The organism is Peribacillus sp. S4, assembly GCF_046715815.1.
Lineage (GTDB): Bacteria > Bacillota > Bacilli > Bacillales > DSM-1321 > Peribacillus > Peribacillus frigoritolerans.
The window spans coordinates 5,010,001-5,032,335 of record NZ_CP175708.1 but is presented as its reverse complement, the minus strand read 5'-3'; the positions used below and the strand labels follow the sequence as shown (position 1 = coordinate 5,032,335).

The window sequence follows — 22,335 nt, the reverse complement described above, 5'->3', positions numbered from 1 at the left end:
GTAAATAAGTTTTAAAGTCTCCGTAAAATAATCATTCCCATACTTCTTTTGCTATATCAACGACGAATTTCAGCTTTTCCCATTGCTGTGCTTCGGTTAGCTTGTTGCCGTGATGGGTGGAGGCGAAGCCGCATTGAGGGCTTAAGCATAATTGTTCGAGCGGAACGAAGTGCGATGCTTCTTTAATGCGTGCCTTAACAGCTTCCTTGTCCTCGATTTCTCCATTTTTTGAAGTGACGGCACCCAGTACGACCCGTGCACCGCCATTTGGAATGTATTCCAATGGTTTGAAATCCCCTGAGCGTTGATCATCATATTCCAAGAAGAATCCATCCACTTTTTCTTTTGCCAATAAAGTTGGGGCGATACGGGCATAGCTTCCTTCAAACGCCCATGTCGACTGGTAGTTTCCGCGACATAGATGGGTAGTGACGATAAGGTCTTCTGGTTTGCCTTCCAATGCTCCGTTAATGACCCGAAGTGCAAGATCAATTAATTGTTCCCTCGTATATTTTCCATCTTTGAACTGGAAATCCGGAGCTGAAAGTCTGGCAATATATACATCATCCAATTGAAGATAACGCACACCTGCTTCATAAAAGGCTTTCAAAGCATGCTGATAGGCGTTGATGATATCATTTGCATAGTCTTCAATATCAGGGTAGACGTCTTCATTATGAATGCCTGCAGCAAATAATTGATTCGGACTGGGGATTGTTTGCTTGGCAACGGCACGTCCGTTCACGATTTTGTTCAATTCAATGAAATCACGAATGAAGGGATGTTCAGGGTTGAATGAAACCTTCCCGGTATTGCGAACATTATATCTCTCTGTTTCGACACCATCGAATGTGAGGCCTTTTTCAGTTACATATCCCTCGATGCCATTTAAATGTTCGAGGAAGTCAAAGTGCCACCATGTTCGTCTGAATTCACCGTCCGTAACGGCCTCTAAACCAACTTCGATTTGTTTATCGACGATCCGATTGATTTCTTCAGTTTCAATTTCACGAAGCCTCTCAGCTGAAATGGTACCTTCCTTAAAGTCCTTCCTGGCAATATGTAAACGTTCCGGTCTTAATAAACTTCCGACGTGGTCCGCCCTGAATGGTGCTTTCGTTAATGTGATTGACATGTTGATTCCTTCTTTCCTTTTAAAAATATAGGCTCTTTTCGTAAAGATTGTTGTTTTTAAACGAAACTATTTAAGGTTGATTGGAGCGGAAGTGCGAGACTCCTGCGGGAGCAGCGGGAGAGGTGAGACCCCACAGGCGTTTACGCCGAGGAGGCTCACCGCCCGCCCCGCGGAAAGCGAGCATCTTGAGGGGAAATCAACCACAACCCACTACCTGGTAAATAGCAACAAAGTATGTGAAAACAGCCAAAATAAAAAACCTCTTCTTAAAAATAAGAAGAGGTGTTGGCAACAAAGCTATATACTCTTCTTATCTTCAAGTTTTTACACTTCTGGAATTAGCACAGTACAAGATCGGTCTGTTGCTGAGGCATCAAAGGGCCAGTCCCTCCACCTCTCTGGATAAGAGTTGTCTATTAAATTAACTATGACTATACAGGTAGTTTTTATGAAGGTCAAGGGGTGGAGCTGGAATATTTCGAATATACCGTTTATTATCCGGGCTGGAATGTTAACGGCATCAGGGAATCCGGCATATGCTTTGAGTGGGGAGGGAATGCAAGGATGAGTCCATTCAAAAATGGCATACCGATTACGGTAACTGAAGCCATGATAGAGAGAATCATAAAAATGAAATCATCTGATCAGGATATTAAAGTCGAAATTACGCCAAAGCATATTGTGCTTTCCGGAACGATGGAAGTGAAAAAAATGCTGTTTAAGAAAAACGTAGCTTTCCGGATTACATTAAAACCGGTTCATGTGGAAAAAAGAACGATTTCATTTGAATTAGTCGAAATGGAACCAATTGACAGGGATTTCATCAACAAAAGGATATTTAACAGACCGCCATTTTTTGAATATGAAAAAAGAACGATCAAAATGAATGTTAATGCTTGGAGCATCGTGAGAAAAATTCCAATTGGCACAATTAAATCGTATGAACTCGTCGAAGGTGCATTGAAAATGAAACTCTCTTTATGATTCAAGGGGATATTTTACATATATCCTTTGCCGCAATCTATAAAGGGTGTGAAAGGTATGATAGTGTTAAGGTTACATGGTTCATGAAAAAATGTGTTTGATAAATCAAGTTCTTTAAAATATACTAAATGACTTGAAGTTTTGAGTTTTTCTGGGAATGAGGAGGATGATGATGGATCAGAAGATTTTGCCTGCTTCAGCAAGCATGAAGGATTTTGAAAGATTTCTAGAAAGTTCCTATGAAATAGGTGTGTTTCTTGATTTGCATATCTCACAATTGAAAAATGTAAGTATGATGGCAAAGCAGCATAATAAGAAAATGATTTATCATGTCGATTTGATCCATGGCATAAGAAGTGATGAGTACGCGACAGAATTCATTTGTCAGGAATATAACCCCTATGGGCTGATTTCGACTAAATCAAGCGTTATATTGAAGGCGAAGCAAAAGGGGGTCATTGCCATCCAGCGAATCTTTTTAATAGACTCACATGCGCTTGAGAAAAGTTATAAGCTGGTGCAGAAAACCAAGCCGGATTATATCGAAGTATTGCCGGGCGCCATGCCATGGATGATAAAAGAAGTGAAGGAACGATTGCAGACACCGATTTTTGCAGGCGGCCTCATACGTACTTCGGATGAAGTCCTGAATGCCCTTGATGCCGGCGCCTCGTCAATCACCACTTCAAAAACTGAATTATGGGATATCGTCTAATAGGGAAAAATTGAAAAAAATTACAGAATAATAGATTAATTTTTCACAAAATATTGACAGCGTTTTCATAACCTAGTATATTTTACAGTACAAGTTAATATATGTGACGGAGACTAGGAGATTCACAACAGATCTATTCATAATTTTTTTTATGAATATAGTTCTGCTGTGGATCTCCTTTTATTTGTTGGCAAGGTTTAAAAAATTATCAGGGGAGGGGTTTTATCATGACTCCATTTTGGGGAGAAGTGTTAGGCACGATGATTTTAGTTTTATTCGGAGCAGGTATTGGGGCAGGTTCATCCTTAAAGGGTTCTTATGCAAAAGATGCCGGCTGGATCGTTATCACGATTGCGTGGGGATTGGCGGTTACCATGGGTGTTTTTGCAGTGGGTTCCATAAGCGGGGCGCATTTAAACCCGGCGGTCACAGTAGGTTTTGCCATTATTGGAGAATTTCCATGGAGTGATGTGCCCGGTTACATCGTTGCCCAGATGATTGGCGCGATACTCGGCGCAACTCTAGTATTCCTGCACTATTTGCCACACTGGAAAGCTACGGATGATCCAGGGGCGAAGCTTGGTGTATTCGCGACTTCACCTGCAATCCCGCACACATTTTCAAATCTATTAAGTGAGATGATTGGAACTTTCATCCTTATTCTTGGTCTATTATTTATAGGGGCCAATAATTTTACAGAGGGTCTAAACCCATTCGCAGTCGGGTTATTGATTGTCGTGATCGGGATGTCACTTGGGGGAACAACAGGATACGCCATTAACCCGGCCCGCGACCTGGGGCCGCGCATCGCTCACTTTTTGCTGCCGATACCTGGTAAAGGAAATTCCAACTGGGGCTATTCATGGATTCCGGTCATTGGACCGATTGTAGGGGGTTCACTTGGTGCCGTTTGTTATAAAGCATTCTTCATGGGGGAAATAACGGCAGGATTTTGGTCTGTTATGGGTGCAAGCCTGGTACTATTGATAGTAGCCTATGCTTTTGGTAAAAAACAGTCACATGAATTGGATAGCAGAAATATCGCTAGTTAATTAAAAGGAGGGGCATACACAATGGAAAAATACATTTTATCATTAGATCAAGGAACAACAAGTTCGAGGGCGATTTTATTTAATGAAAAGGGGGAAATCGTCCATTCCTCCCAAAAGGAATTCACACAGCATTTCCCTAAACCAGGCTGGGTTGAGCATAACGCCAATGAGATTTGGGGGTCGATCCTGGCGGTGATCGCCGGTGTACTATCTGAATCCAGTGTAAAGCCAGAGCAAATTGCCGGTATCGGGATCACCAACCAGCGTGAAACGGCAGTCGTTTGGGATAAGGAAACAGGTACGCCTGTCTATAATGCGATTGTATGGCAGTCCAGGCAAACAAGTGGAATCTGTGATGAGTTGAAGGAAAAGGGACTTAATGATTTATTCCGGGATAAAACGGGATTGTTGATAGATGCCTATTTTTCCGGAACGAAAGTGAAGTGGATCCTCGATAATGTGGAAGGGGCACGGCAAAAGGCGGATGAAGGCAAGCTGTTATTCGGTACCATCGATACTTGGCTGATCTGGAAGCTATCAGGAGGCAAGGCTCATGTAACGGACTATTCCAATGCATCCCGGACATTGATGTACAATATCCATGAACTGAAATGGGATGAAGAACTGCTTGAGATATTGACTGTACCAAAGTCGATGCTGCCGGAAGTGAGGCCTTCCTCTGAGGAATATGCACGTACGATCGAATATCATTTCTTCGGCCAATCGATTCCGATCGCCGGGGCAGCCGGTGATCAGCAGGCAGCATTATTCGGCCAAGCCTGCTTTAATGAAGGAATGGCTAAAAATACGTATGGAACAGGCTGTTTCATGCTCATGAATACAGGAACCAAGGCTGTCAGCTCCGAACACGGACTATTGACGACCCTTGCTTGGGGCTTGAATGGGAAGGTCGAATATGCACTGGAAGGCAGTATATTCGTAGCTGGCTCCGCCATCCAATGGCTGCGCGATGGCCTGCGGATGCTGCATGATGCCAAGGACAGTGAGGACTATGCAAAACGGGTGGAAAGTACGGATGGAGTATATGTGGTACCAGCTTTCGTAGGACTTGGAACTCCATATTGGGACAGCGAAGTGCGGGGAGCCGTTTTTGGTTTGACGCGCGGCACATCAAAAGAACATTTCATTCGCGCCACACTTGAATCACTTGCGTATCAAACGAAGGATGTCCTTGATGCAATGGAGGCGGATTCAGGAATCGAGCTACAAACATTAAGAGTGGATGGCGGGGCAGTCAAGAATGACTTCTTGATGCAATTCCAGGGCGACTTATTACGTGTGCCCGTCGAGAGGCCGACCATAAACGAAACTACTGCATTAGGTGCTGCATACCTAGCCGGCCTTGCTGTCGGGTATTGGAAGGATCAAGAAGAAATCTCCCGGCAATGGGCGGTGGACAAAACCTTTGAACCATCCATGGAAGAGCAAGAAAGTGAAAAATTATATGAAGGCTGGAAGAAAGCCGTACATGCCGCTATGGCATTTAAATAAAAAACAACATGAATTCTTTCTCAAATGAGCTGGAGTATGCTATAATGAAATCAAGTTAATAACTCGGCCGGAGAACAGGAGAGACCATGAATGCGTTATCGTTAATTCGATAATGTGCATTTATGGTCTCTTTTTTTGTTTTTAACGGCAGATTAGGGATATTAATATCTATATAACTTATGCGAACAAATGAACCAATTGAATATAATGACCGAATTCACGGTAAACGCAGAATTCACGAGTAAACCGTGAGAATTCACGAGTAAACCGTGTAAATTCACGAGTAAATGGAGCGAATTCACGAGTAAATTGTGTGAATTCACGAGTAAACGTAGAATTCACGATTAAAAGTGGAGAATTCACGAGTAAACCGCGCGAATTCATGAGTAAACCGTGTAAATTCACGAGTAAATGGAGCGAATTCGCGAGTGAACGCAGAATTCAGAGTAAAAGTGCAGAATTCACGAGTAAACCGTGTGAATTCACGAGTAAATCGTGTAAATTCACGAGTAAACCGCGCGAATTCATGAGTAAAAGTGCAGAATTCACGAGTGGACAGCGCCAATTCATACAAAAAACAATAGAATGCAATACTTAAAGGAGGAGTCAGGCATGAGGTTTTCAAATATATATCGGGAAGAAACGGTCGAAACTCTGAAAAAAGAGAAATTTGATGTGGTTGTCATTGGTGGGGGAATTACCGGTGCAGGGATCGCTCTGGATGCAACGACCCGTGGGATGAAAGTGGCTTTGGTTGAAATGCAGGATTTTGCTGCTGGTACTTCAAGCCGCTCGACAAAACTTGTTCATGGCGGATTGCGGTATTTGAAGCAATTTGAAATAAAAATGGTTGCCGAGGTTGGTAAAGAGCGAGAAATCGTATATGAGAATGGACCGCATGTGACCACGCCGGAATGGATGCTGTTACCGATGCATAAAGGAGGCACCTTCGGGAAATTCAGTACTTCGATTGGGCTTCGGGTCTATGATTTCCTTGCAGGGGTTAAAAAATCTGAACGCAGGAAAATGCTTTCGGCAGATGAAACATTAAAACGGGAGCCTCTCGTTAAGAAAGAGGGACTGAAGGGCGGAGGCTACTATGTTGAATATCGGACAGATGATGCACGTCTTACGATTGAAGTCATGAAGGCGGCTGTCGATAAAGGTGCAACACCGATAAATTATACAAAAGTAGATAAATTGTTATATGAAAACGGTAAGGTGAACGGAGTCCAAGTGGCCGATTTGCTTTCAGGTGATGCTTATGAAATATACGCAGACAAAGTTATTAATGCAGCAGGTCCGTGGGTGGATTCCATTCGTGAGAAGGACCAATCGAAAAATGGGAAAACGCTGAAGTTATCCAAGGGTGTGCACGTGGTCATCGACCAATCGAGATTCCCGTTGAAGCAGGCGCTTTATTTTGATACGCCTGATGGCCGGATGATTTTTGCCATCCCGAGAGCAGGTAAAGCTTATGTAGGGACTACGGATACTTTTTATGATGGTGATCCTGCAGTGCCGACCGTTACTTCCGAAGACCGTGCCTATCTATTAAAGTCCATACATTATATGTTTCCAGAAGTGAACATTACGGATGATGATATCGAATCCAGCTGGGCTGGGGTAAGGCCGTTGATTCTTGAAGAAGGGAAAGATCCTTCTGAGATATCTAGGAAAGATGAAATCTGGGAGTCCGATTCTGGCCTTATCACGATTGCTGGTGGGAAATTGACCGGTTATCGCAAAATGGCAAAAACGACGGTCGACCTTTTGTCAGGGAAGCTAGCCCAGCAATCCAATAAAACTTATCCAGCCAGCAGCACGAAAGGCATGCCGATTTCCGGAGGGGATGTCGGGGGATCAAGAAACTTCTCCGATTATATCAAGCAACATGTTCAAATGGGAGTTGACTCAGGGCTCGCTGCAAAGGACGCCAAAGAGATATTGGCCATGTACGGGTCCAACGCACCTGTACTATTCGATATCGCCAAAAACGAAGGAGACGGGGGAGCGAACAGCGGTCTTCCAAAGAAATTGTTCGTACAGCTGAAATACGCAGTTGATCATGAAATGGCCGCAACCCCAGTGGATTTCTTTTTCCGCCGGACGGGGACACTGTTATTCGATATCGATTTAGTCCAAACGCATAAACATGCAGTGATCGATTATATGGCTGGATATTTTGGATGGACGGAATCAACTAAAATGGAGAGAACCAATCAATTGGAACAGGAAATATTGAGTGCGATTAAAGTATCTTGATTCATATGCAAAAAACATGACGCCGGCGGAATCGCTGGCGTTTTTTTGTATTCGGAATGTGATTATCGGGGTATTTGCATTCTGGAGGGAAAATGCCCTTGAATTCATTTGATAGAAGAAGATACATGAAAAACAAGCTCAAGTTATTTACGAGCTGGTTTTTCATGGTTTTGCGATAACCAGGGGGGATAATATGTTAGCCAAATTAGCTCAAGAAATTGTGAACATAACAAGTGAAGTAATCGGTCATGATGTACTTAGCACGGATAAAGACGGGATGGTTCTTGGTTCAAGCGATAAGCCGGGAAATTCTTGTTGGGGGCACTCCGCAAAGTGGAAGAACCATTGAAACTCTGGGTCTTAGCAAACTATCGAAAGAGGAAATCATGGATTTTGTTCGTACTGGGAGGCATAAAGTTTCCGCATAAGGTGAATCCAGTAAAGAGGTAAAGCATGAATAAGGAGAGAAGAAACCGGCAGTCTTCGCCGCGTTTCTTCTCTCCTTCGCTTATTGAATCACCCGAACTCAAAAACGGGACGTTCTTTAAGATCTCTGCATTAAAAGCTGTAAGTCGATGTATAGTTGCATTCTCGAATGAAAGTCATCAAAATCGATTGAGGTGAGATCGGTTATTTGATTCAATCTATATTTCAATGTGTTGGTATGAATGTATAGCTGTTCCGATGTCGGTTTGATCCGGCAATTGTTCAAGAGATATATTTCCAGTGTTTGAAGGAGTTTGGTTTGGCTTTCCAGGTCCTTCTTTTGAAGAATTTCTAAATCCGTATTGATATAATTCGTTTTAGTATGATGGTTGGAGATCATTTCGAGGTAACGGAAAATCCCAAGCTTGCCATATTGGAAGGGAAGCTGTTCGGGTTCACCGATGAATTTGGCTGCGTTGATCACTTCCAGGGCTTCGAGATAGGATTTTCTCAATTGAAGAATCGAAGAGTACTCATTTCCGATTCCCGGGAATACCTTTTTGTCAGTGAATTGGGAAAGAACGGTATTCGTTAAATCATTGGCGCTATCGGTAAGCAGGTCTTTCCCTTTTCCGTTGCTGCCAATCAGGACGATGATCTTCAATTGGTTTGTGAATACATGGGTAAAATGATTCAGCGCATTGGCGAACAGACTGACTGTATCCGCTAATTCATCGAAATGTTCCGCATCTGATTGAGCGATGGTAAAGACATTGACAAGGAAGGTTTCCGGAATGAGAAGACTCATATTGGCGGCTTCCCATTTTATTTGGTTTTCCGTTTGATAGACTTCGTCAATGACCTTTTGATAAAACTCATTTTTTTCTTCATCTTTTTTCATGTTTATCTGTTTTTTCTGATAAAGAAGCTTGCCGATATGATGGGAAACTTCGTGTAAAAATTCCAGATCGGAATCAGTCATCATTTCCGTTTCTTGGACCCAAATGAACCCGAAGACCTGTCCTTTATGAACGGCGCTCACAACGACCCTTTGATTTAACCCGATTTCCTCGATTTGTTTCACCCTAAAGGGATGCTCCACTGTTTTAAGCTGTTCGACAATGCCCTCATCCATGAATTTTTCCAGGATTGGAATCGGCCAATGCTTTGTGAAGATGGTTTGCCGATTGGCTTGGTCGAAGTGTTCGATATAATATGAACTATATGCCAGCAATAAAAATTGGTCATTTTCGATGACGACTGGTTTTTTTAAATAAGTGCTGACCATATCCGTTATATCGTTGATGTTTGTGAGTGTCAGGATTTTTTCTAATGACATATATGGCCCCCTGCAATTTATTGAAGTATATGACAACTTAGTTTAATAATACTTTTAAACTAATGATGTGTATAGGGGCAAGAACAAAGAAGGAACGGTATATGAAAAAATACCGTTCCTTTTAGGGGTTTTATTTTTGTTTTAAAGTTTTTTCGAATTCATCGAATTTCGCTTCTACATCTTTTGATGGTTTCGCTGTTAGAAGACTGACCAGGATGATGGCAATCAAGCTTGCGCCAAAACCAGGAATCATTTCATAAAGCGTATCGGATAATCCTGCCATCGACCAGAAAATTACAGTAGCGGCACCAACGATCATCCCGGCTAAAGCGCCCCATCTTGTCATTCGTTTCCAGCAGAGGCTCAGTATGACCAATGGACCGAATGAAGATCCGAATCCAGCCCATGCATAGCCGACAAGTCCAAGGATCGTGTCATTCTGTTCCCAAGAGAGAATGAGCGCTATGACGGATATGGCCAGTACGGAAAGTCTGCCCAGGAAAACAAGCTCTTTATCTGAAGCGGAACGACGGAAGAAAGTTTTGTACATATCCTCCGTTAAAGAGCTGGCCGTAACCAAAAGCTGCGAAGAAATCGTGCTCATGATGGCTGCCAGTATCGCCGAAATCAAGAAACCAGTGATAAGCGGGTGGAATAGTATTTCCCCTAACTCTATGAAAATCGTTTCAGGATCAGCTAACTTCAGGTTGTTCTGATGAAAATACGTGATACCGATGAATCCAGTCAGCATGGCACCGATACTGGAGAAAATCATCCAGCCCATTCCGATAGTACGGGCTTTCTTGATTTCTTTAATAGAACTGATTGCCATAAAGCGGACAATGATATGCGGCTGTCCGAAGTAACCCAGTCCCCAAGCAAATAATGAGATGATTCCTAAAAAGCTGGTCCCCGTGAAAATATTCAACAGAGCAGGATCAATGGAACGTGGCGTGTCAATCGCAGGACCGAAACCGCCAACATGGAAAAGGGTGACGATCGGTACAAGAACCAAGGCGACAACCATGATGATCCCTTGAACAAAGTCTGTCCAGCTTACTGCCAGGAATCCACCGAATAAAGTATAGGCAACGGTGACGCCTGTTAAGATCCATAGGCCTGTATGGTAATCAAGGCCAAATGTACTTTGGAATAAGACTCCGCCGGATACCATTCCGGAAGAAACGTAAAAGGTAAAGAATACGAGGATAACCAAAGCCGAAATGAGCCTTAAGATCTGTGAGCCCTCGCCAAAACGATTTTCCAGGAAAGCGGGGATCGTAATCGAGTTATTGGCGACTTCCGTATAGGTTCTCAATCTAGGTGCAACATACAGCCAGTTCATATAGGCTCCTAATGTGAGACCGATTACAATCCAGATTGAACTTAGCCCTGTTGCGAACATGGCACCAGGCATACCCATTAAAAGCCAACCGCTCATATCCGCGGCACCTGCGCTTAATGCAGTGACAGCAGGTCCAAGACCCCGGTCGCCCAGCATATAATCATTTAAATTGGAAGTCCTTTTGTATGCGAAGTAACCGATGAGAAGCATGCCAGCCATGTAAATGCTGATCGAAATTATTAATGCGTAATCCATAAAAGACTCCCTTCGTGATGAAATATATAATTTTTTGTTTTAAAAGAGGAAGCAACCTATTTGTCACTTCCTCCATTTAACTTCATTTTGGTTTCCGTATCCAGAATGGAGGATACGGAAACCATAGGGATTTCAAATCATCTTCAAAATTGCTCTATGGAACATTATCAGAATGTTTCGGATGTTGTTTTTGCTTGCATATGAAGCTGCAAGTAGTCCGGTCCGCCTGCCTTGGAATCAGTTCCTGACATGTTGAACCCGCCGAATGGCTGATAACCTACGATTGCACCAGTACAGCCGCGGTTGAAATACAAGTTCCCGACATGGAATTCTTCGCGTGCCTTTTCCATGTTAAGGCGATTTGTCGTAATGACAGCCCCAGTCAAACCATATTCAGTGTTATTGGCAATCTCAAGTGCTTCGTTAAAGTCCTTCGCTTTTGTGAAGGCAACGACTGGTCCGAAGATTTCTTCTTGCATCAAGCGGCCTTGCGGATCGACATCAGCAACGATTGTCGGTTGAACGAAGTAGCCTGTAGAGCTATCTCCTTCTCCTCCAGTCAGAATGCGTCCTTCTTCGTTCCCGATTTCAATATAGCTCATGATTTTGTCAAAAGCAGCTTGATCGATAACCGGTCCCATGAAATGATTTTCTACAGGATTACCAACTGTAAGCTGTTTTGTTAATTCAACAGCGCGAGCTAAAACTTGATCATATACATCTTCAACGATGACAGCACGGGAACAAGCAGAACATTTTTGGCCAGAGAAGCCAAATGCAGATTTCACGATCGATTGAGCAGCCAATTCAAGATCTGCCTCTTTGTCGACGACGATTGTATCTTTTCCGCCCATTTCAGCGATGACACGCTTCAGCCAAATTTGGCCTTCGTTCACTTCTGAAGCACGTTTGTAAATGCGCAGACCTACATCACGTGAACCTGTGAAGGAGATGAAACGTGTTTTAGGATGATCGACCAGGTAGTCGCCGACCTCTGCTCCGCTTCCTGGAACGAAATTCAACACACCTGCTGGAAGGCCTGCTTCAAGCATCACTTCAACGAATTTCGCAGCAACGATAGGAGTAGTAGAAGCTGGTTTCAACAGGATCGTGTTCCCGGTAACGATAGCGGCAACAGCTGTACCTGCCATGATCGCAAATGGGAAGTTCCAAGGAGAAATGATGATGCCTACTCCTAATGGAATGTAATCATAGCGGTTGAATTCTCCCGGACGGCTTTGAACAGGCACACCATCTTTAAGAGTCAGCATTTGACGAGCATAGAATTCAAGGAAATCGATTGCTTCCGCTGTATCAGCATCAGCCTCATTCCAAGGTTTTCCCGCTTCTTTCGTCAATAAAGCAGAGAATTCATGCTTGCGTCTGCGAATGATGGCAGCCGCTTTGAACAAAACGTCAGCGCGGATTTCCGGCTTCACTTTTTTCCAGCTTTCAAAAGCGGTAACAGCTTCCTGCATGGCTTTTTCAGCAAGGTCCCTATTCGCTTTCGATACGCGGCCGATGACTTCTTGCTTATCTGCAGGGTTGTATGAAACGATTTTCTCATCAGTCGTCACTTGCTCTGCTCCGATATAAAGAGGGTAGTCTTGCCCTAAGTAGCCCTCAACAGTTTGAAGTGCTTCCTGATATGCTTTTTTGTTTTCCTCGTTTGTAAAATCAACAAATGGTTCGTGTTTATATGAAATCATTGATAATCACACCTTTTAATAGATTTTTTGTAGCAATTAATAATGTTGAAAGTATATTTAGCTTCTGACCATCCCTTTGAAGGCAAAGGCAATATTGGATGGCCTTTCTGCAAGCCTTCTCATGAAGTATCCATACCAATCCAGACCGTATGGTACATAGACGCGCATTTTGTAACCTTGCTTGACCAATTCGTATTGAGTCTTGTTCCTCATGCCATAAAGCATTTGGAATTCGAATTGTGTATTTGGGATGTCATATTTCTTGGCCAGCTCTTTTGTATATTCGATGATTTTGTCATCATGTGAGGCAATGGCCGTATAATTTCCGTTAAGAAGACTTTGCTTAATCAACTTTTTATAGTTTTCGTCGACATCATTCTTCTCGGGAAAAGCCACCTCTGGAGATTCCTTATAGGCACCCTTTACGAGACGCAGGAATGGCTTATATTGGCCAAGGTCCTCCAAATCCTTCTCTGTGCGGAATAAATATGCTTGTAGAACAGTACTTATGCAGCTGTATTTTTCTTTGAACTGTCTAAAGATATCGATTGTTGCCTGACAGCGAACTTCATCTTCCATATCGATCGTGACCATGACTTTATGTTTTTCGGCTGTATCAAGAATTTTCGTCATATTCTCAATCACTAGTTTATGATCGATATCAAGTCCCAAAGAAGTCATTTTCAGAGAAACCTGTGAATCAAGTTTTTCCCTGCTGATCATTTCGATGGTTTCGATGCATTCTGCCGTCCGTTCCAGAGTCACTTCCTTGGAATCAACGAATTCCCCAAGATGGTCGACTGTAACCGACAAGCCGCTATTATTAAGTTGTTTAATGAATTTAATGGAACTTTGGAAATCAGTTCCCCCAATGATCTTTCCAGCAGCAAAATTTCCTCCGCTTTTTTTAGCAATATTATTAAGCAGGTTATTCTTAGATAAAAATAAGAAAAAGTCCCTTGTAATGGCTTCCATATAAAGCGCACCCCCTAAGAAGATGTATTTCTTAAATTAAGCTTAAGGTTTTTCGACAATATTCTCAATGTTCTTAAAAAACAATAATTCTGTCACTTCTTTGTCGGTTTTGGACAAATGAAAAGGTTTACATTTCTGCAGTTGTAAGGAAGGTTTATCTTTTGACTTAAAGAGAAACGCTAGAGGTAAAGCCTTTATTAGTGATTAGGACTAATATGAACGCGTTTAAAAGTGGCAGCTCGACCATAATCATCCAATGCGTTATAATGAACCTTATTTAACAGAATCGGTCAATGTTCGAAGAAAAAACGATAATCAAGCTTTCAGACGTGAAATCGGTGAAAAACCGTAAAAATAAGTGCATCGGCAAGCCGGGGAGGATAATGAATGGATGCTGTACTTGAAGAACTTAGAGAAACATCGGGATTGATAGTAGGATTAATAATGGCCCTGGTAATTTTGGGTCTGATCGGTTATGCCCTTACGAATGTAAATGAATCCATCGTGTCACCTGTGGTTCAGTTCATAAAGAAAATGGTCGGCCGAAAATAGCTCAAGCGGAATACATAACCTTTTGTCCCTAATCGATAACTAGCCCTTGTTTAAAGAAATCCCTGCAGGGTTTGTCTAAAAGGGACAAAAGAACCTCAATACATATCAGCCGAGAATGAAGAAAATCCCCCGCTCCTAATGGAAGTGGGGGATTTTAATTCAGGGGATGTCGTTGAATCTCAGCTGAACTTTGAAAAGCCGGGGCCGTTGGAATGAAGGTTATTTCCGAAAGGAAAGCTTGGGTTTTGGGAGCATGGATAGGAGATTATGAACGAGAATTGAAAAATACATTTAGGCCCGCCCATAAGCCAGGCCTTTTTGTTTACAAATCAAAGTAGTCATCTGCCTTTGCGCCTGCATCTATACTTCGAACCGCCTTCATGATTTTCTTTAAAACCCCGGCTGACGGCACATACCTTGGATCGCTGCAAACTCTGCTTATCGTATTGCGTGAAATTCCTGACGCACATACAAACTCCTCTTGAGTATATCCGTGCTTATCGATTAATTTACCGACCTTGCTTCGCGGCTTTCTCTTCCCGAATCTAAACATTTGATAACCTCCTAGAATGATTTACTGGCAGTATCGTCCAGCTTTCACAAAAATATACACATAGTTTCGCAAATGTTTGGGATTCAAAGTTGAAAAGCGGTTCCCGGGTTGGTTGTATGATGAAGCTTCAATTTGTTTGAATTTATTTCCATTTAAATTATAATAATAAATAGGCAGCGAACACAGACTGAATAATGTAAGTGAATGGATAATTCATATGTACCTTAGGAGGAAATCATGGGAAGAATAGTTCATTTCGAAATTCATGTGAATGACATGGAACGGGCAAAGGCGTTTTATGGAGAGGTGTTCGGATGGTCATTTCAAGACTGGAGTGATTATGCAGGGATGCCTTACTTTGGAGCAGTGACTGGCAATGAGAATGAACATGGCATCGATGGTGCTTTGATGCAGCGCCAAAGTGCTCCGCCGGAAACAGGCCAAGCGTTAAATGCATTTGCGTGTACCATTGGCGTGGAACACTACGATTTAACGGAAGCTAAAATTATCGAGAATGGCGGCAAGCTCGCAATGCCCAAATTTGCCCTGCCCGGAATGGCTTGGCAAGGATACTATATCGATCCCGAAGGCAATACTTTTGGAATTCATCAACCCGATGTGAATGCAAAATAGAGTGGATAATAGGTGAATTAAAACATGGAATCACGATACACGGAAGCCGTGCTTGATCATGTACGCAATATCTGTCTTGCACTGCCGGAAGCTGTTGAACATATTGATGGTTTCGGTCACAATACTTTTAAAATCAATGGAAAATCCTTCGTGATTTCTGGTGAAAGCGAGAAAGGATTCAGCTTTTCATTCAAGTCAGATCGAGAAACTCAAGAATTATTGCTACAGAAAGAGAAATATTTCAAAACCCCATATATAGGACGTCACGGTTGGGTTTCCATTCAAAATCCGGATAGGGAAGACTGGGATGAATTGACCTCTCTAATTCAAGAAGGTTATTTACGTGCGGCACCGAAACGTATGGTGAAGAAATGGAATGGGTTGAATACAAAGTGAAGAAAGGCGGACGATCTGCCTTTCTTTATTTTTTACGTGTAAGAGGGACTCCGGAATTTGGAAAATATAAAGAGAGGGATTGTTGTCCCTCATCAGAAGAACGTTTAAAATTAATAGTGGGTTATGATTTGTATCTTATAATAAGCAGCTAACTTTAAAGATTGCGAGAATCAATCAAGATTTGATTGAAGGAAAGGTGTTTGGTTGAAGTGAATGTTGAATCTTTTTTTTCTGAGAACATTAAAGCGGCACTTAAGAATGATCCGCCCGGTGCATGGATGCCAGATCTGCCAGATGGTTGTATTCGCTTGAGTTCAGGCTATCCTGATCCTGCTCTCGTTCCTGCTGAGGAGCTTAAGGAAGCTGTAGCCAGACTTCTTGATGAGGAGCAGGATTTGCCGCTCCATTATCTCGGAAGTCCGCGAATTCCAAGACTAAAGAAGCAAATCCAGAAAAGGTTGGCAGAGCGTGGAATTTGCGTTGTGGAAGAACAGCTTTTGATTACATCAGGAGCTTGCCAGGGGATTGATCTTATTGCCCGCGTTCTTCTTGATGATAAAGCGGTTGTAGCAGTAGAGTCTCCCACCTACATGGAGGCTTTGGAGATTTTTCAAAACTATACGAAACGGATTATTAGTATACCCATAGATGAACAGGGACTCCAAACATGCCGATTAAAGGAAATGCTGGATGAAAGGAAACGCACAGGTCAAACCCTCCCGCGTTTTTTATATACAATCCCAACTTTTCAAAATCCAACTGGAACGACTATGACAAATGAGCGCCGGGAGCATTTATTGGAGCTTTCCATCGAGTATGATTTCCTCATTCTGGAGGATGATGCATACGGGGAATTATCCTTCGATGAAAATCCGGTACCAATAAAATCTATTGATAAATGCGGGCGAGTCCTCCAAGTCGGGTCATTATCCAAGGTTGTTGCGCCAGGAATGCGGATTGGATGGATAGCGGGAGAAAGTGAATTCATCAAGGCTTTTGAGTGGTTTAAAAAAGATTTAGACCATCCGTTTGCTCAAAGTTCAATGGCTGTATACTTAGAAAACACCGATTTTGAGAAACGGCTCGACCTTTTAAAAAATACGTATCGTTCTAAATGCACTGCGTTAATCCATTCGATGGAACAATTCCTTCCAGAATCCGTTTCCTGGTATGTTCCAGATGGCGGTTACTTTGTATGGGTGAAAACTCCAGGAGTGGATACATCGCTGTTATTATCACAGGCTCTGGCTAATGGTGTTTCATATGTTCCAGGGAAATACTTTTTCTTGGATCAAAACGATGGAACTGAGTTTCTCCGACTCTCGTTCAGTTATGCCGATGAGAAAGAAATGATCGAGGGAATACGAAGACTAGGACAGCTTATCGCATCTAGTGTCCTGAAGGATTGTTAATTTGTTAATCTATTAGTTATTTCGATGTATTTGTACGCCTGCTTCCTTAAAGGAGGTAGGTTTTTTATTATAAAAGCAAAAATATGTTCCGACCATGAGAGAGGAAAAGGCCCATACATTACGTTTAAAAAAAGCATGAAAATTTTATCGCAGTGATTGAAGAAATATTAGGGGGCAGTGGTGGACAAATTGACAAAAAGAAAAAACCCTTGATATATCAAGGGTTTTCGGAAATGGAGCATAGCGGGATCGAACCGCTGACCTCTACGCTGCCAGCGTAGCGCTCTCCCAGCTGAGCTAATGCCCCGAATTGAGGTACAATAATTATTTTATCGGATTTTGGTGAAAAGTCAATATAAAATATAAGATTTTTGCAAAAATGATAAAAAATCCGTTTGAGGACAGTCAAACGGATCAGACTAGAGACGCGATGAATCACGTAGCTACAGATTTTTTGTTTATACGATTGGATGTAAAAGACCTGCCGCAAAAGATTTCATGTTAATCCATCTCTGGGTTCATTTTCATTTATCACGTGCTTCATCAGATTCTAGTATTTTAAGCTTATATTTTTTTACTTATCCTGAATTATATCCGTGATGGTGTATGTTTTAACATCAACACGTGCAATGGAGAGATCCCGGTTTAATACATAAGCCTGATCCCCATCCTGGCTAAAGACGATTGCTTGCCTAGGTTCTTTGAACCCCCCGATTGTCTTAACTACGCGGTGATCAGCGACATTGATCACGTTAATCGTATGATCAGCTTTGTTGCTTGCGAAAAGGAGTTTATCATCAGGAGATAGAGCGGCGCCATATGGCTCGCGTCCCACTTTGATTTCACCCTTTATAGTACCATCTAGCGTATCCACTGCGGAAATGCTGTTGCGTCCGCTGTTGGCTGCATATAATGTTCCTCCATCAGCGGTAATCGAGATTCCGCGAATACTGGAGAACCCTGTTATTTCACGAATGATTTTTTTGGTGGCGGCATCAACGATAGACACTTTATCTCCTTGAAAGTTCGTGACAAAGATATATTTTCCGTCCGAAGAGACTTTAATGCCTTGCCTTGGTTGGGCGAAACCGGTAATGACGTCAATCGGTTTTCGTTTTTCCAGATCCACAATCGTGACGGAATTGTGTGCTTGATTGTTCACATACAATGTCTTGCCATCCGGACTGACAGCGGTCCCGAATGCACCTGGACCAACGACAACTTCATCTTTCAAGGTGAAGTTTTTTAAGCTGTAAAAACGAATCGTACCGAGAGTACTATCAGAGACGATAAACTCTGAGCCGCCATCAATAAACACGATGTTTCTCGGTGAACCGAAGCCGTCGATCTTTTTACGCAACTTGCCTTTGGTAAGATCATAGACCAGGATGGATTGTTCACGGCTATCCGAGACAATCGCTATTTGTTCATCCGGGCTTACGGCAAGGGAATTGTTGGTGATGTGGGTGTCAAAGCCTGTCGCCAACTCTGGGCTTTTACTTTCAATAGAAGAAGCACCTAATACATTTGGTATGAAAAACACAAATAGTAAGGATATCCATATACTTTTTACCTTCATTTTTTTAAACATCACTCACCTCGGGAAATTATTTTCTTGATAATGGTTAATATCCCTGTCAATATCATGCTGTTTGTCCTGACCACCTTCCTTTAAAATGTTTAAGTCAAGCAGGAGTTCGTCCTTTCACTATATATAAACGAATAGAGCAGGATATCGGTTTGGTCATTTTGTAATTATAATAAATGTATAGAGTGGACCCTTAGATGAATAATGGATTTGGCCACAGTGAAGTCACGTAACACTAGACTTCCTCCCTGACCGATGGATGGATAGTAAATGTCCATATATAGGTGTTAGATTCTGGTGCTGGAGATAAAAACTGAGGATTGTGGAAGTTTCGATTGGTTTAAGCAGGCAAGACTTAGCCATTTATTGATGCCCAACTGGACTTGCCAAGGGGGCAAAAATGGTTTAACGGAGTGTACTCGTATAGGTATGGAGGAAAGTTAAGGAGAATTTCAAAAGGGGTTCGGAATGTTTAATTCCCAACCCCTTTTATGAACTGTTTGAGTGCAGTCAAACGGCCTTTAATTTTATACATTTTCGATTTCCACCCGTGCAATTTCCTTAAGATTGGAGACGGTGTAATACACTTCCGATGTTCTGACTTTGTGATCGACCAGAACTTTAAGGGTCAAAAGGTGGTTGTCATTTGCCACATCTTTGATTCTGAGATTTTTGATGAATATTTTTTCGTCTTTGATTTTTTTCAGTACGATTGCAATGTCATCTTTATTTTGTACGACCAGCTGCAGAAAGATTTCTTTTTGCCGTAACTTCATCGGTCCGAGCCAGGTGACGATTGCAGGCACCAATTCCACACTAATGATCAATAAGATGACGCCGGCTATGGCCTCGAGGAAAAAACCAGCTCCAACGGCAATCCCTATTCCCGCCGCTCCCCAGATGATGGCAGCTGTCGTTAAACCGGATATGCTGTTGTTGTCACGCCGGAGAATGACGCCAGCACCTATAAAACCGACGCCGGAAACGATCTGGGCCGCAAGACGCAAGGGGTCCATTGTGATATTAACGTCTTCGCTACCCGGGAATTTATAAGCGGATTCCATGGAAACGATCGTTAATAAACAGCTGACGATTGAAATGACCAGGCTTGTTTTTAATCCAACGGGTTTTCGTTTCATTTCTCGCTCTAGGCCGATAATTAGTCCAAGTAGAGCTGAAATCCCCAATTTGATTAGGATTTGCAGTTCCGATTGAGGGTCGAATGTCCATTCCATTTTGTTTCACCACTTCCGAATTATTATCAAAGAATAAAATCGTCTGTTGCCATATACCCGTTTTTCAAAAAAAACTACCCTAATAATTTTAACATAGTAGAATAGAGTTCTATGTAACGTAATTCCGTTGAAAGGAGGAATTCTAAGTGCAAATGCCAAAAGTGAATCCCTATGTAGCGTTGGCAATCGGCGTGGCATCCGTATCGTTTTCGGCCATCCTTGTTAAATTGGCGACCGCTCCATCGGGTGTTATCGCCTTTTACCGTTTATTATTTACCGTCCTTCTTATGTTGCCGGTTTTCATGGTGAAATACCGTCATGAACTTAAATTCATTGAAAAAAAGGATTGGCTGTATTCGATTGCGGCAGGAGTGTTTTTGGCTTTTCATTTTATCTTATGGTTTGAATCGCTTAATTACACATCGGTCGCAAGTTCAACCGTCCTTGTAACCCTCCAGCCTTTATTCGCTTTTGCCGGAGCCTACCTGTTTTTTAAAGAAAGATTTTCAGTGAAGGCAATATTTAGCGGCATCATTGCGATAGCAGGCAGCCTTGTCATTAGCTGGGGTGATTTGAGAATCAGCGGCATGGCGCTTTGGGGAGATATTCTTTCGCTTGTCGCATGTGCGCTCGTAACCGGATATTTACTGTTTGGTCAAAATGTCCGAAAACGCATCTCTTCTATAACATATACATTTGTCGTGTATGCAATCAGCGCCGTCGCCTTGTTTTTTTATGTGATCTTCAAGGGAGAGGCATTGGCGCCTTATCCTGCTTCCGATTGGATCTATTTCGTTTTGCTTGCCATTTTCCCGACTTTATTAGGACATTCTTTATTCAATTGGTCACTAAAATGGTTAAGCACATCGACGCTTTCGATGGGAATATTGCTTGAACCGGTGGGAGCGACAATTCTGGCTTACTTCATATTAGATGAACCGATACTCTGGACGCAGGTCCTTGGAGGTACCATCATATTGGGTGGTTTGATGATGTTCTTAAAGGATGAAAAGAAAAGCAAGGAACATAAAGAGGGGCAAGTCTCCGTATAAAAGCAGTAAGTCTCCCGACTTACTGCTTTTATCTAATATGGGTGAAACAAATAGGTGATCCGTGTGAAAATTAAAGCGAAAGTAAAGCTGAATAAAAACGTCGTACCATTCACCTTGCCTTTTTCTCTGCTGAACTTGATGGCTTCATAAAAAGCGGTACTGAATAAGTAAAGGGCCATACTGTAGGAAATGAGTAATCCGATTAATGGCAGATTCATTGCTTCACCTCATGGAAAAAAGATATCTATATATGACTATTTGTGTTTCTTTGGAAATATGCTTCGTTTATTCATAAAACATGGGCATGGCCCGGATGTAGGGGAGGGGTGTGATGATGTAAAGAATATATAGAAGGAAATAGGTGAAAATGTTTTTTTTGAAAAAAGTTTTAAAAAACGTATTGCAAACATTTTTAGTACATGGTATATTATTTCTTGTCGCTAAGACAGCAACTTAAACAGCTAACAAGTTGTTAAAAAAGATTTTAAAAAAGTTGTTGACGAAACGTGACAGAATGTGTTACATTATAGAGGTCGCTTCTGAGAGAAACGACATTGAAATTGCTCTTTGAAAACTGAACAAAACAAAGCGCCAACGTTAAATTTTAAGTGAGCACACACTATCAAAAAAGCAAATGAGCAAGTCAAACATTTCTTCGGAGAGTTTGATCCTGGCTCAGGACGAACGCTGGCGGCGTGCCTAATACATGCAAGTCGAGCGAATCGACGGGAGCTTGCTCCCTGAGATTAGCGGCGGACGGGTGAGTAACACGTGGGCAACCTGCCTATAAGACTGGGATAACTTCGGGAAACCGGAGCTAATACCGGATACGTTCTTTTCTCGCATGAGAGAAGATGGAAAGACGGTTTACGCTGTCACTTATAGATGGGCCCGCGGCGCATTAGCTAGTTGGTGAGGTAATGGCTCACCAAGGCGACGATGCGTAGCCGACCTGAGAGGGTGATCGGCCACACTGGGACTGAGACACGGCCCAGACTCCTACGGGAGGCAGCAGTAGGGAATCTTCCGCAATGGACGAAAGTCTGACGGAGCAACGCCGCGTGAACGAAGAAGGCCTTCGGGTCGTAAAGTTCTGTTGTTAGGGAAGAACAAGTACCAGAGTAACTGCTGGTACCTTGACGGTACCTAACCAGAAAGCCACGGCTAACTACGTGCCAGCAGCCGCGGTAATACGTAGGTGG

21 protein-coding genes, 1 tRNA gene, 1 rRNA gene and 1 riboswitch (1 of these 24 only partly in view) are annotated in these 22,335 nt (G+C 42.5%); of the genes, 13 read left to right on the top strand and 10 right to left on the bottom strand.

Annotated elements, in window-relative coordinates:
- Positions 1-31: 31 nt before the first annotated feature.
- The gene (locus ACJ9PY_RS24135) at positions 32-1,135 is read right to left on the bottom strand and encodes a 5-methyltetrahydropteroyltriglutamate--homocysteine S-methyltransferase (RefSeq protein WP_095679894.1); all 1,104 of its coding nucleotides are present in this window, start codon (positions 1,133-1,135) and stop codon (positions 32-34) included.
- 307 nt (positions 1,136-1,442) lie between these two features.
- A riboswitch (SAM riboswitch) is annotated at positions 1,443-1,544 on the bottom strand.
- Between the two features lie 53 nt (positions 1,545-1,597).
- Here ACJ9PY_RS24135 and ACJ9PY_RS24130 point away from each other — a divergent pair.
- From ACJ9PY_RS24130 to ACJ9PY_RS24100, 7 genes are all read left to right on the top strand, one after another.
- Positions 1,598-2,119 (top strand): hypothetical protein, encoded by a 522-nt coding sequence (locus ACJ9PY_RS24130; RefSeq protein ID WP_411739169.1) that lies wholly within the window; start codon positions 1,598-1,600, stop codon positions 2,117-2,119.
- Positions 2,120-2,285: 166 nt separating this feature from the next.
- Entirely contained in the window at positions 2,286-2,834 is a 549-nt protein-coding gene (locus ACJ9PY_RS24125; RefSeq protein WP_063574821.1) for a glycerol-3-phosphate responsive antiterminator, read from the top strand.
- Positions 2,835-3,061: 227 nt separating this feature from the next.
- On the top strand, positions 3,062-3,886 hold the full coding sequence (locus ACJ9PY_RS24120; RefSeq protein WP_057277980.1) for an MIP/aquaporin family protein: 825 nt from the start codon (positions 3,062-3,064) through the stop codon (positions 3,884-3,886).
- 21 nt (positions 3,887-3,907) lie between these two features.
- Positions 3,908-5,398 carry a glycerol kinase GlpK gene (glpK, locus tag ACJ9PY_RS24115; RefSeq protein ID WP_057277979.1) on the top strand — a complete coding sequence of 497 codons (1,491 nt, stop codon included), beginning with the start codon at positions 3,908-3,910 and terminating at the stop codon, positions 5,396-5,398.
- Positions 5,399-5,711: 313 nt separating this feature from the next.
- Positions 5,712-5,996, top strand: coding sequence for a hypothetical protein (locus ACJ9PY_RS24110; protein WP_411739168.1), 285 nt, complete (start codon positions 5,712-5,714; stop codon positions 5,994-5,996).
- Between the two features lie 14 nt (positions 5,997-6,010).
- A complete protein-coding gene (locus ACJ9PY_RS24105) occupies positions 6,011-7,663 on the top strand; it encodes a glycerol-3-phosphate dehydrogenase/oxidase (protein ID WP_411739167.1) in 1,653 nt (550 codons plus the stop codon).
- A gap of 193 nt (positions 7,664-7,856) precedes the next feature.
- The gene (locus tag ACJ9PY_RS24100) at positions 7,857-8,012 is read left to right on the top strand and encodes a sugar diacid recognition domain-containing protein (protein ID WP_411739166.1); all 156 of its coding nucleotides are present in this window, start codon (positions 7,857-7,859) and stop codon (positions 8,010-8,012) included.
- A 195-nt stretch (positions 8,013-8,207) separates the two neighbouring features.
- Here ACJ9PY_RS24100 and ACJ9PY_RS24095 read toward each other — a convergent pair whose 3' ends face one another.
- The 4 genes from ACJ9PY_RS24095 to ACJ9PY_RS24080 form a co-directional block, all read right to left on the bottom strand.
- The gene (locus ACJ9PY_RS24095; RefSeq protein WP_187050212.1) at positions 8,208-9,428 is read right to left on the bottom strand and encodes a PucR family transcriptional regulator; all 1,221 of its coding nucleotides are present in this window, start codon (positions 9,426-9,428) and stop codon (positions 8,208-8,210) included.
- Between the two features lie 130 nt (positions 9,429-9,558).
- A complete protein-coding gene (gene putP / locus ACJ9PY_RS24090; RefSeq protein WP_063574827.1) occupies positions 9,559-11,028 on the bottom strand; it encodes a sodium/proline symporter PutP in 1,470 nt (489 codons plus the stop codon).
- A gap of 167 nt (positions 11,029-11,195) precedes the next feature.
- Complete coding sequence (pruA, locus tag ACJ9PY_RS24085) at positions 11,196-12,737, bottom strand: L-glutamate gamma-semialdehyde dehydrogenase (protein ID WP_034310468.1); 1,542 nt, start codon at positions 12,735-12,737, stop codon at positions 11,196-11,198.
- Positions 12,738-12,794: 57 nt separating this feature from the next.
- Complete coding sequence (locus ACJ9PY_RS24080) at positions 12,795-13,712, bottom strand: proline dehydrogenase family protein (protein WP_034310470.1); 918 nt, start codon at positions 13,710-13,712, stop codon at positions 12,795-12,797.
- Positions 13,713-14,099: 387 nt separating this feature from the next.
- Between ACJ9PY_RS24080 and ACJ9PY_RS24075 the strand changes: the two genes are divergently transcribed.
- Positions 14,100-14,264 carry a hypothetical protein gene (locus ACJ9PY_RS24075; RefSeq protein ID WP_156500233.1) on the top strand — a complete coding sequence of 55 codons (165 nt, stop codon included), beginning with the start codon at positions 14,100-14,102 and terminating at the stop codon, positions 14,262-14,264.
- A 322-nt stretch (positions 14,265-14,586) separates the two neighbouring features.
- Here the strand turns inward: ACJ9PY_RS24075 and ACJ9PY_RS24070 are convergent, their stop codons facing one another.
- Positions 14,587-14,817, bottom strand: coding sequence for a helix-turn-helix domain-containing protein (locus ACJ9PY_RS24070; RefSeq protein ID WP_411739165.1), 231 nt, complete (start codon positions 14,815-14,817; stop codon positions 14,587-14,589).
- A gap of 237 nt (positions 14,818-15,054) precedes the next feature.
- Here ACJ9PY_RS24070 and ACJ9PY_RS24065 point away from each other — a divergent pair, with 237 nt between their 5' ends.
- From ACJ9PY_RS24065 to ACJ9PY_RS24055, 3 genes are all read left to right on the top strand, one after another.
- Positions 15,055-15,450 carry a VOC family protein gene (locus ACJ9PY_RS24065; protein WP_278089181.1) on the top strand — a complete coding sequence of 132 codons (396 nt, stop codon included), beginning with the start codon at positions 15,055-15,057 and terminating at the stop codon, positions 15,448-15,450.
- Between the two features lie 24 nt (positions 15,451-15,474).
- A complete protein-coding gene (locus ACJ9PY_RS24060) occupies positions 15,475-15,846 on the top strand; it encodes an MmcQ/YjbR family DNA-binding protein (RefSeq protein ID WP_411739164.1) in 372 nt (123 codons plus the stop codon).
- A gap of 209 nt (positions 15,847-16,055) precedes the next feature.
- The gene (locus ACJ9PY_RS24055; RefSeq protein WP_336058752.1) at positions 16,056-17,258 is read left to right on the top strand and encodes a PLP-dependent aminotransferase family protein; all 1,203 of its coding nucleotides are present in this window, start codon (positions 16,056-16,058) and stop codon (positions 17,256-17,258) included.
- Between the two features lie 234 nt (positions 17,259-17,492).
- Here ACJ9PY_RS24055 and ACJ9PY_RS24050 read toward each other — a convergent pair.
- The 3 genes from ACJ9PY_RS24050 to ACJ9PY_RS24040 form a co-directional block, all read right to left on the bottom strand.
- Positions 17,493-17,565: transfer RNA gene (locus tag ACJ9PY_RS24050), tRNA-Ala, on the bottom strand.
- 267 nt (positions 17,566-17,832) lie between these two features.
- On the bottom strand, positions 17,833-18,849 hold the full coding sequence (locus tag ACJ9PY_RS24045; protein WP_411739163.1) for a beta-propeller fold lactonase family protein: 1,017 nt from the start codon (positions 18,847-18,849) through the stop codon (positions 17,833-17,835).
- Between the two features lie 524 nt (positions 18,850-19,373).
- Positions 19,374-20,081 (bottom strand): MgtC/SapB family protein, encoded by a 708-nt coding sequence (locus ACJ9PY_RS24040; RefSeq protein WP_057277968.1) that lies wholly within the window; start codon positions 20,079-20,081, stop codon positions 19,374-19,376.
- Between the two features lie 152 nt (positions 20,082-20,233).
- On the opposite strand from ACJ9PY_RS24040, the gene ACJ9PY_RS24035 reads away from it, so the two are divergent.
- Positions 20,234-21,133, top strand: a complete 900-nt coding sequence (locus ACJ9PY_RS24035; RefSeq protein WP_411740326.1) for a DMT family transporter — start codon at positions 20,234-20,236, stop codon at positions 21,131-21,133.
- Positions 21,134-21,165: 32 nt separating this feature from the next.
- Here ACJ9PY_RS24035 and ACJ9PY_RS24030 read toward each other — a convergent pair whose 3' ends face one another.
- Positions 21,166-21,351 carry a hypothetical protein gene (locus ACJ9PY_RS24030; RefSeq protein WP_034310479.1) on the bottom strand — a complete coding sequence of 62 codons (186 nt, stop codon included), beginning with the start codon at positions 21,349-21,351 and terminating at the stop codon, positions 21,166-21,168.
- A 434-nt stretch (positions 21,352-21,785) separates the two neighbouring features.
- Between ACJ9PY_RS24030 and ACJ9PY_RS24025 the strand changes: the two genes are divergently transcribed.
- A 16S ribosomal RNA gene (locus tag ACJ9PY_RS24025) occupies positions 21,786-22,335 on the top strand; it runs 1,001 nt beyond the window's last position.

Bases quoted from the DNA above. Each gene is read 5' to 3' on its own strand.
- ACJ9PY_RS24100 (WP_411739166.1), top strand. From the start codon at position 7,857: ATGTTAGCCAAATTAGCTCAAGAAATTGTGAACATAACAAGTGAAGTA.
- ACJ9PY_RS24080 (WP_034310470.1), bottom strand. From the start codon at position 13,712: ATGGAAGCCATTACAAGGGACTTTTTCTTATTTTTATCTAAGAATAAC.
- ACJ9PY_RS24070 (WP_411739165.1), bottom strand. From the start codon at position 14,817: ATGTTTAGATTCGGGAAGAGAAAGCCGCGAAGCAAGGTCGGTAAATTA.
- putP (WP_063574827.1), bottom strand. From the start codon at position 11,028: ATGGATTACGCATTAATAATTTCGATCAGCATTTACATGGCTGGCATG.
- glpK (WP_057277979.1), top strand. From the start codon at position 3,908: ATGGAAAAATACATTTTATCATTAGATCAAGGAACAACAAGTTCGAGG.
- ACJ9PY_RS24095 (WP_187050212.1), bottom strand. From the start codon at position 9,428: ATGTCATTAGAAAAAATCCTGACACTCACAAACATCAACGATATAACG.
- ACJ9PY_RS24035 (WP_411740326.1), top strand. From the start codon at position 20,234: ATGCCAAAAGTGAATCCCTATGTAGCGTTGGCAATCGGCGTGGCATCC.
- ACJ9PY_RS24105 (WP_411739167.1), top strand. From the start codon at position 6,011: ATGAGGTTTTCAAATATATATCGGGAAGAAACGGTCGAAACTCTGAAA.
- ACJ9PY_RS24040 (WP_057277968.1), bottom strand. From the start codon at position 20,081: ATGGAATGGACATTCGACCCTCAATCGGAACTGCAAATCCTAATCAAA.
- ACJ9PY_RS24030 (WP_034310479.1), bottom strand. From the start codon at position 21,351: ATGAATCTGCCATTAATCGGATTACTCATTTCCTACAGTATGGCCCTT.
- ACJ9PY_RS24060 (WP_411739164.1), top strand. From the start codon at position 15,475: ATGGAATCACGATACACGGAAGCCGTGCTTGATCATGTACGCAATATC.
- ACJ9PY_RS24125 (WP_063574821.1), top strand. From the start codon at position 2,286: ATGATGATGGATCAGAAGATTTTGCCTGCTTCAGCAAGCATGAAGGAT.
- pruA (WP_034310468.1), bottom strand. From the start codon at position 12,737: ATGATTTCATATAAACACGAACCATTTGTTGATTTTACAAACGAGGAA.
- ACJ9PY_RS24065 (WP_278089181.1), top strand. From the start codon at position 15,055: ATGGGAAGAATAGTTCATTTCGAAATTCATGTGAATGACATGGAACGG.
- ACJ9PY_RS24120 (WP_057277980.1), top strand. From the start codon at position 3,062: ATGACTCCATTTTGGGGAGAAGTGTTAGGCACGATGATTTTAGTTTTA.
- ACJ9PY_RS24045 (WP_411739163.1), bottom strand. From the start codon at position 18,849: ATGTTTAAAAAAATGAAGGTAAAAAGTATATGGATATCCTTACTATTT.
- ACJ9PY_RS24135 (WP_095679894.1), bottom strand. From the start codon at position 1,135: ATGTCAATCACATTAACGAAAGCACCATTCAGGGCGGACCACGTCGGA.
- ACJ9PY_RS24075 (WP_156500233.1), top strand. From the start codon at position 14,100: ATGGATGCTGTACTTGAAGAACTTAGAGAAACATCGGGATTGATAGTA.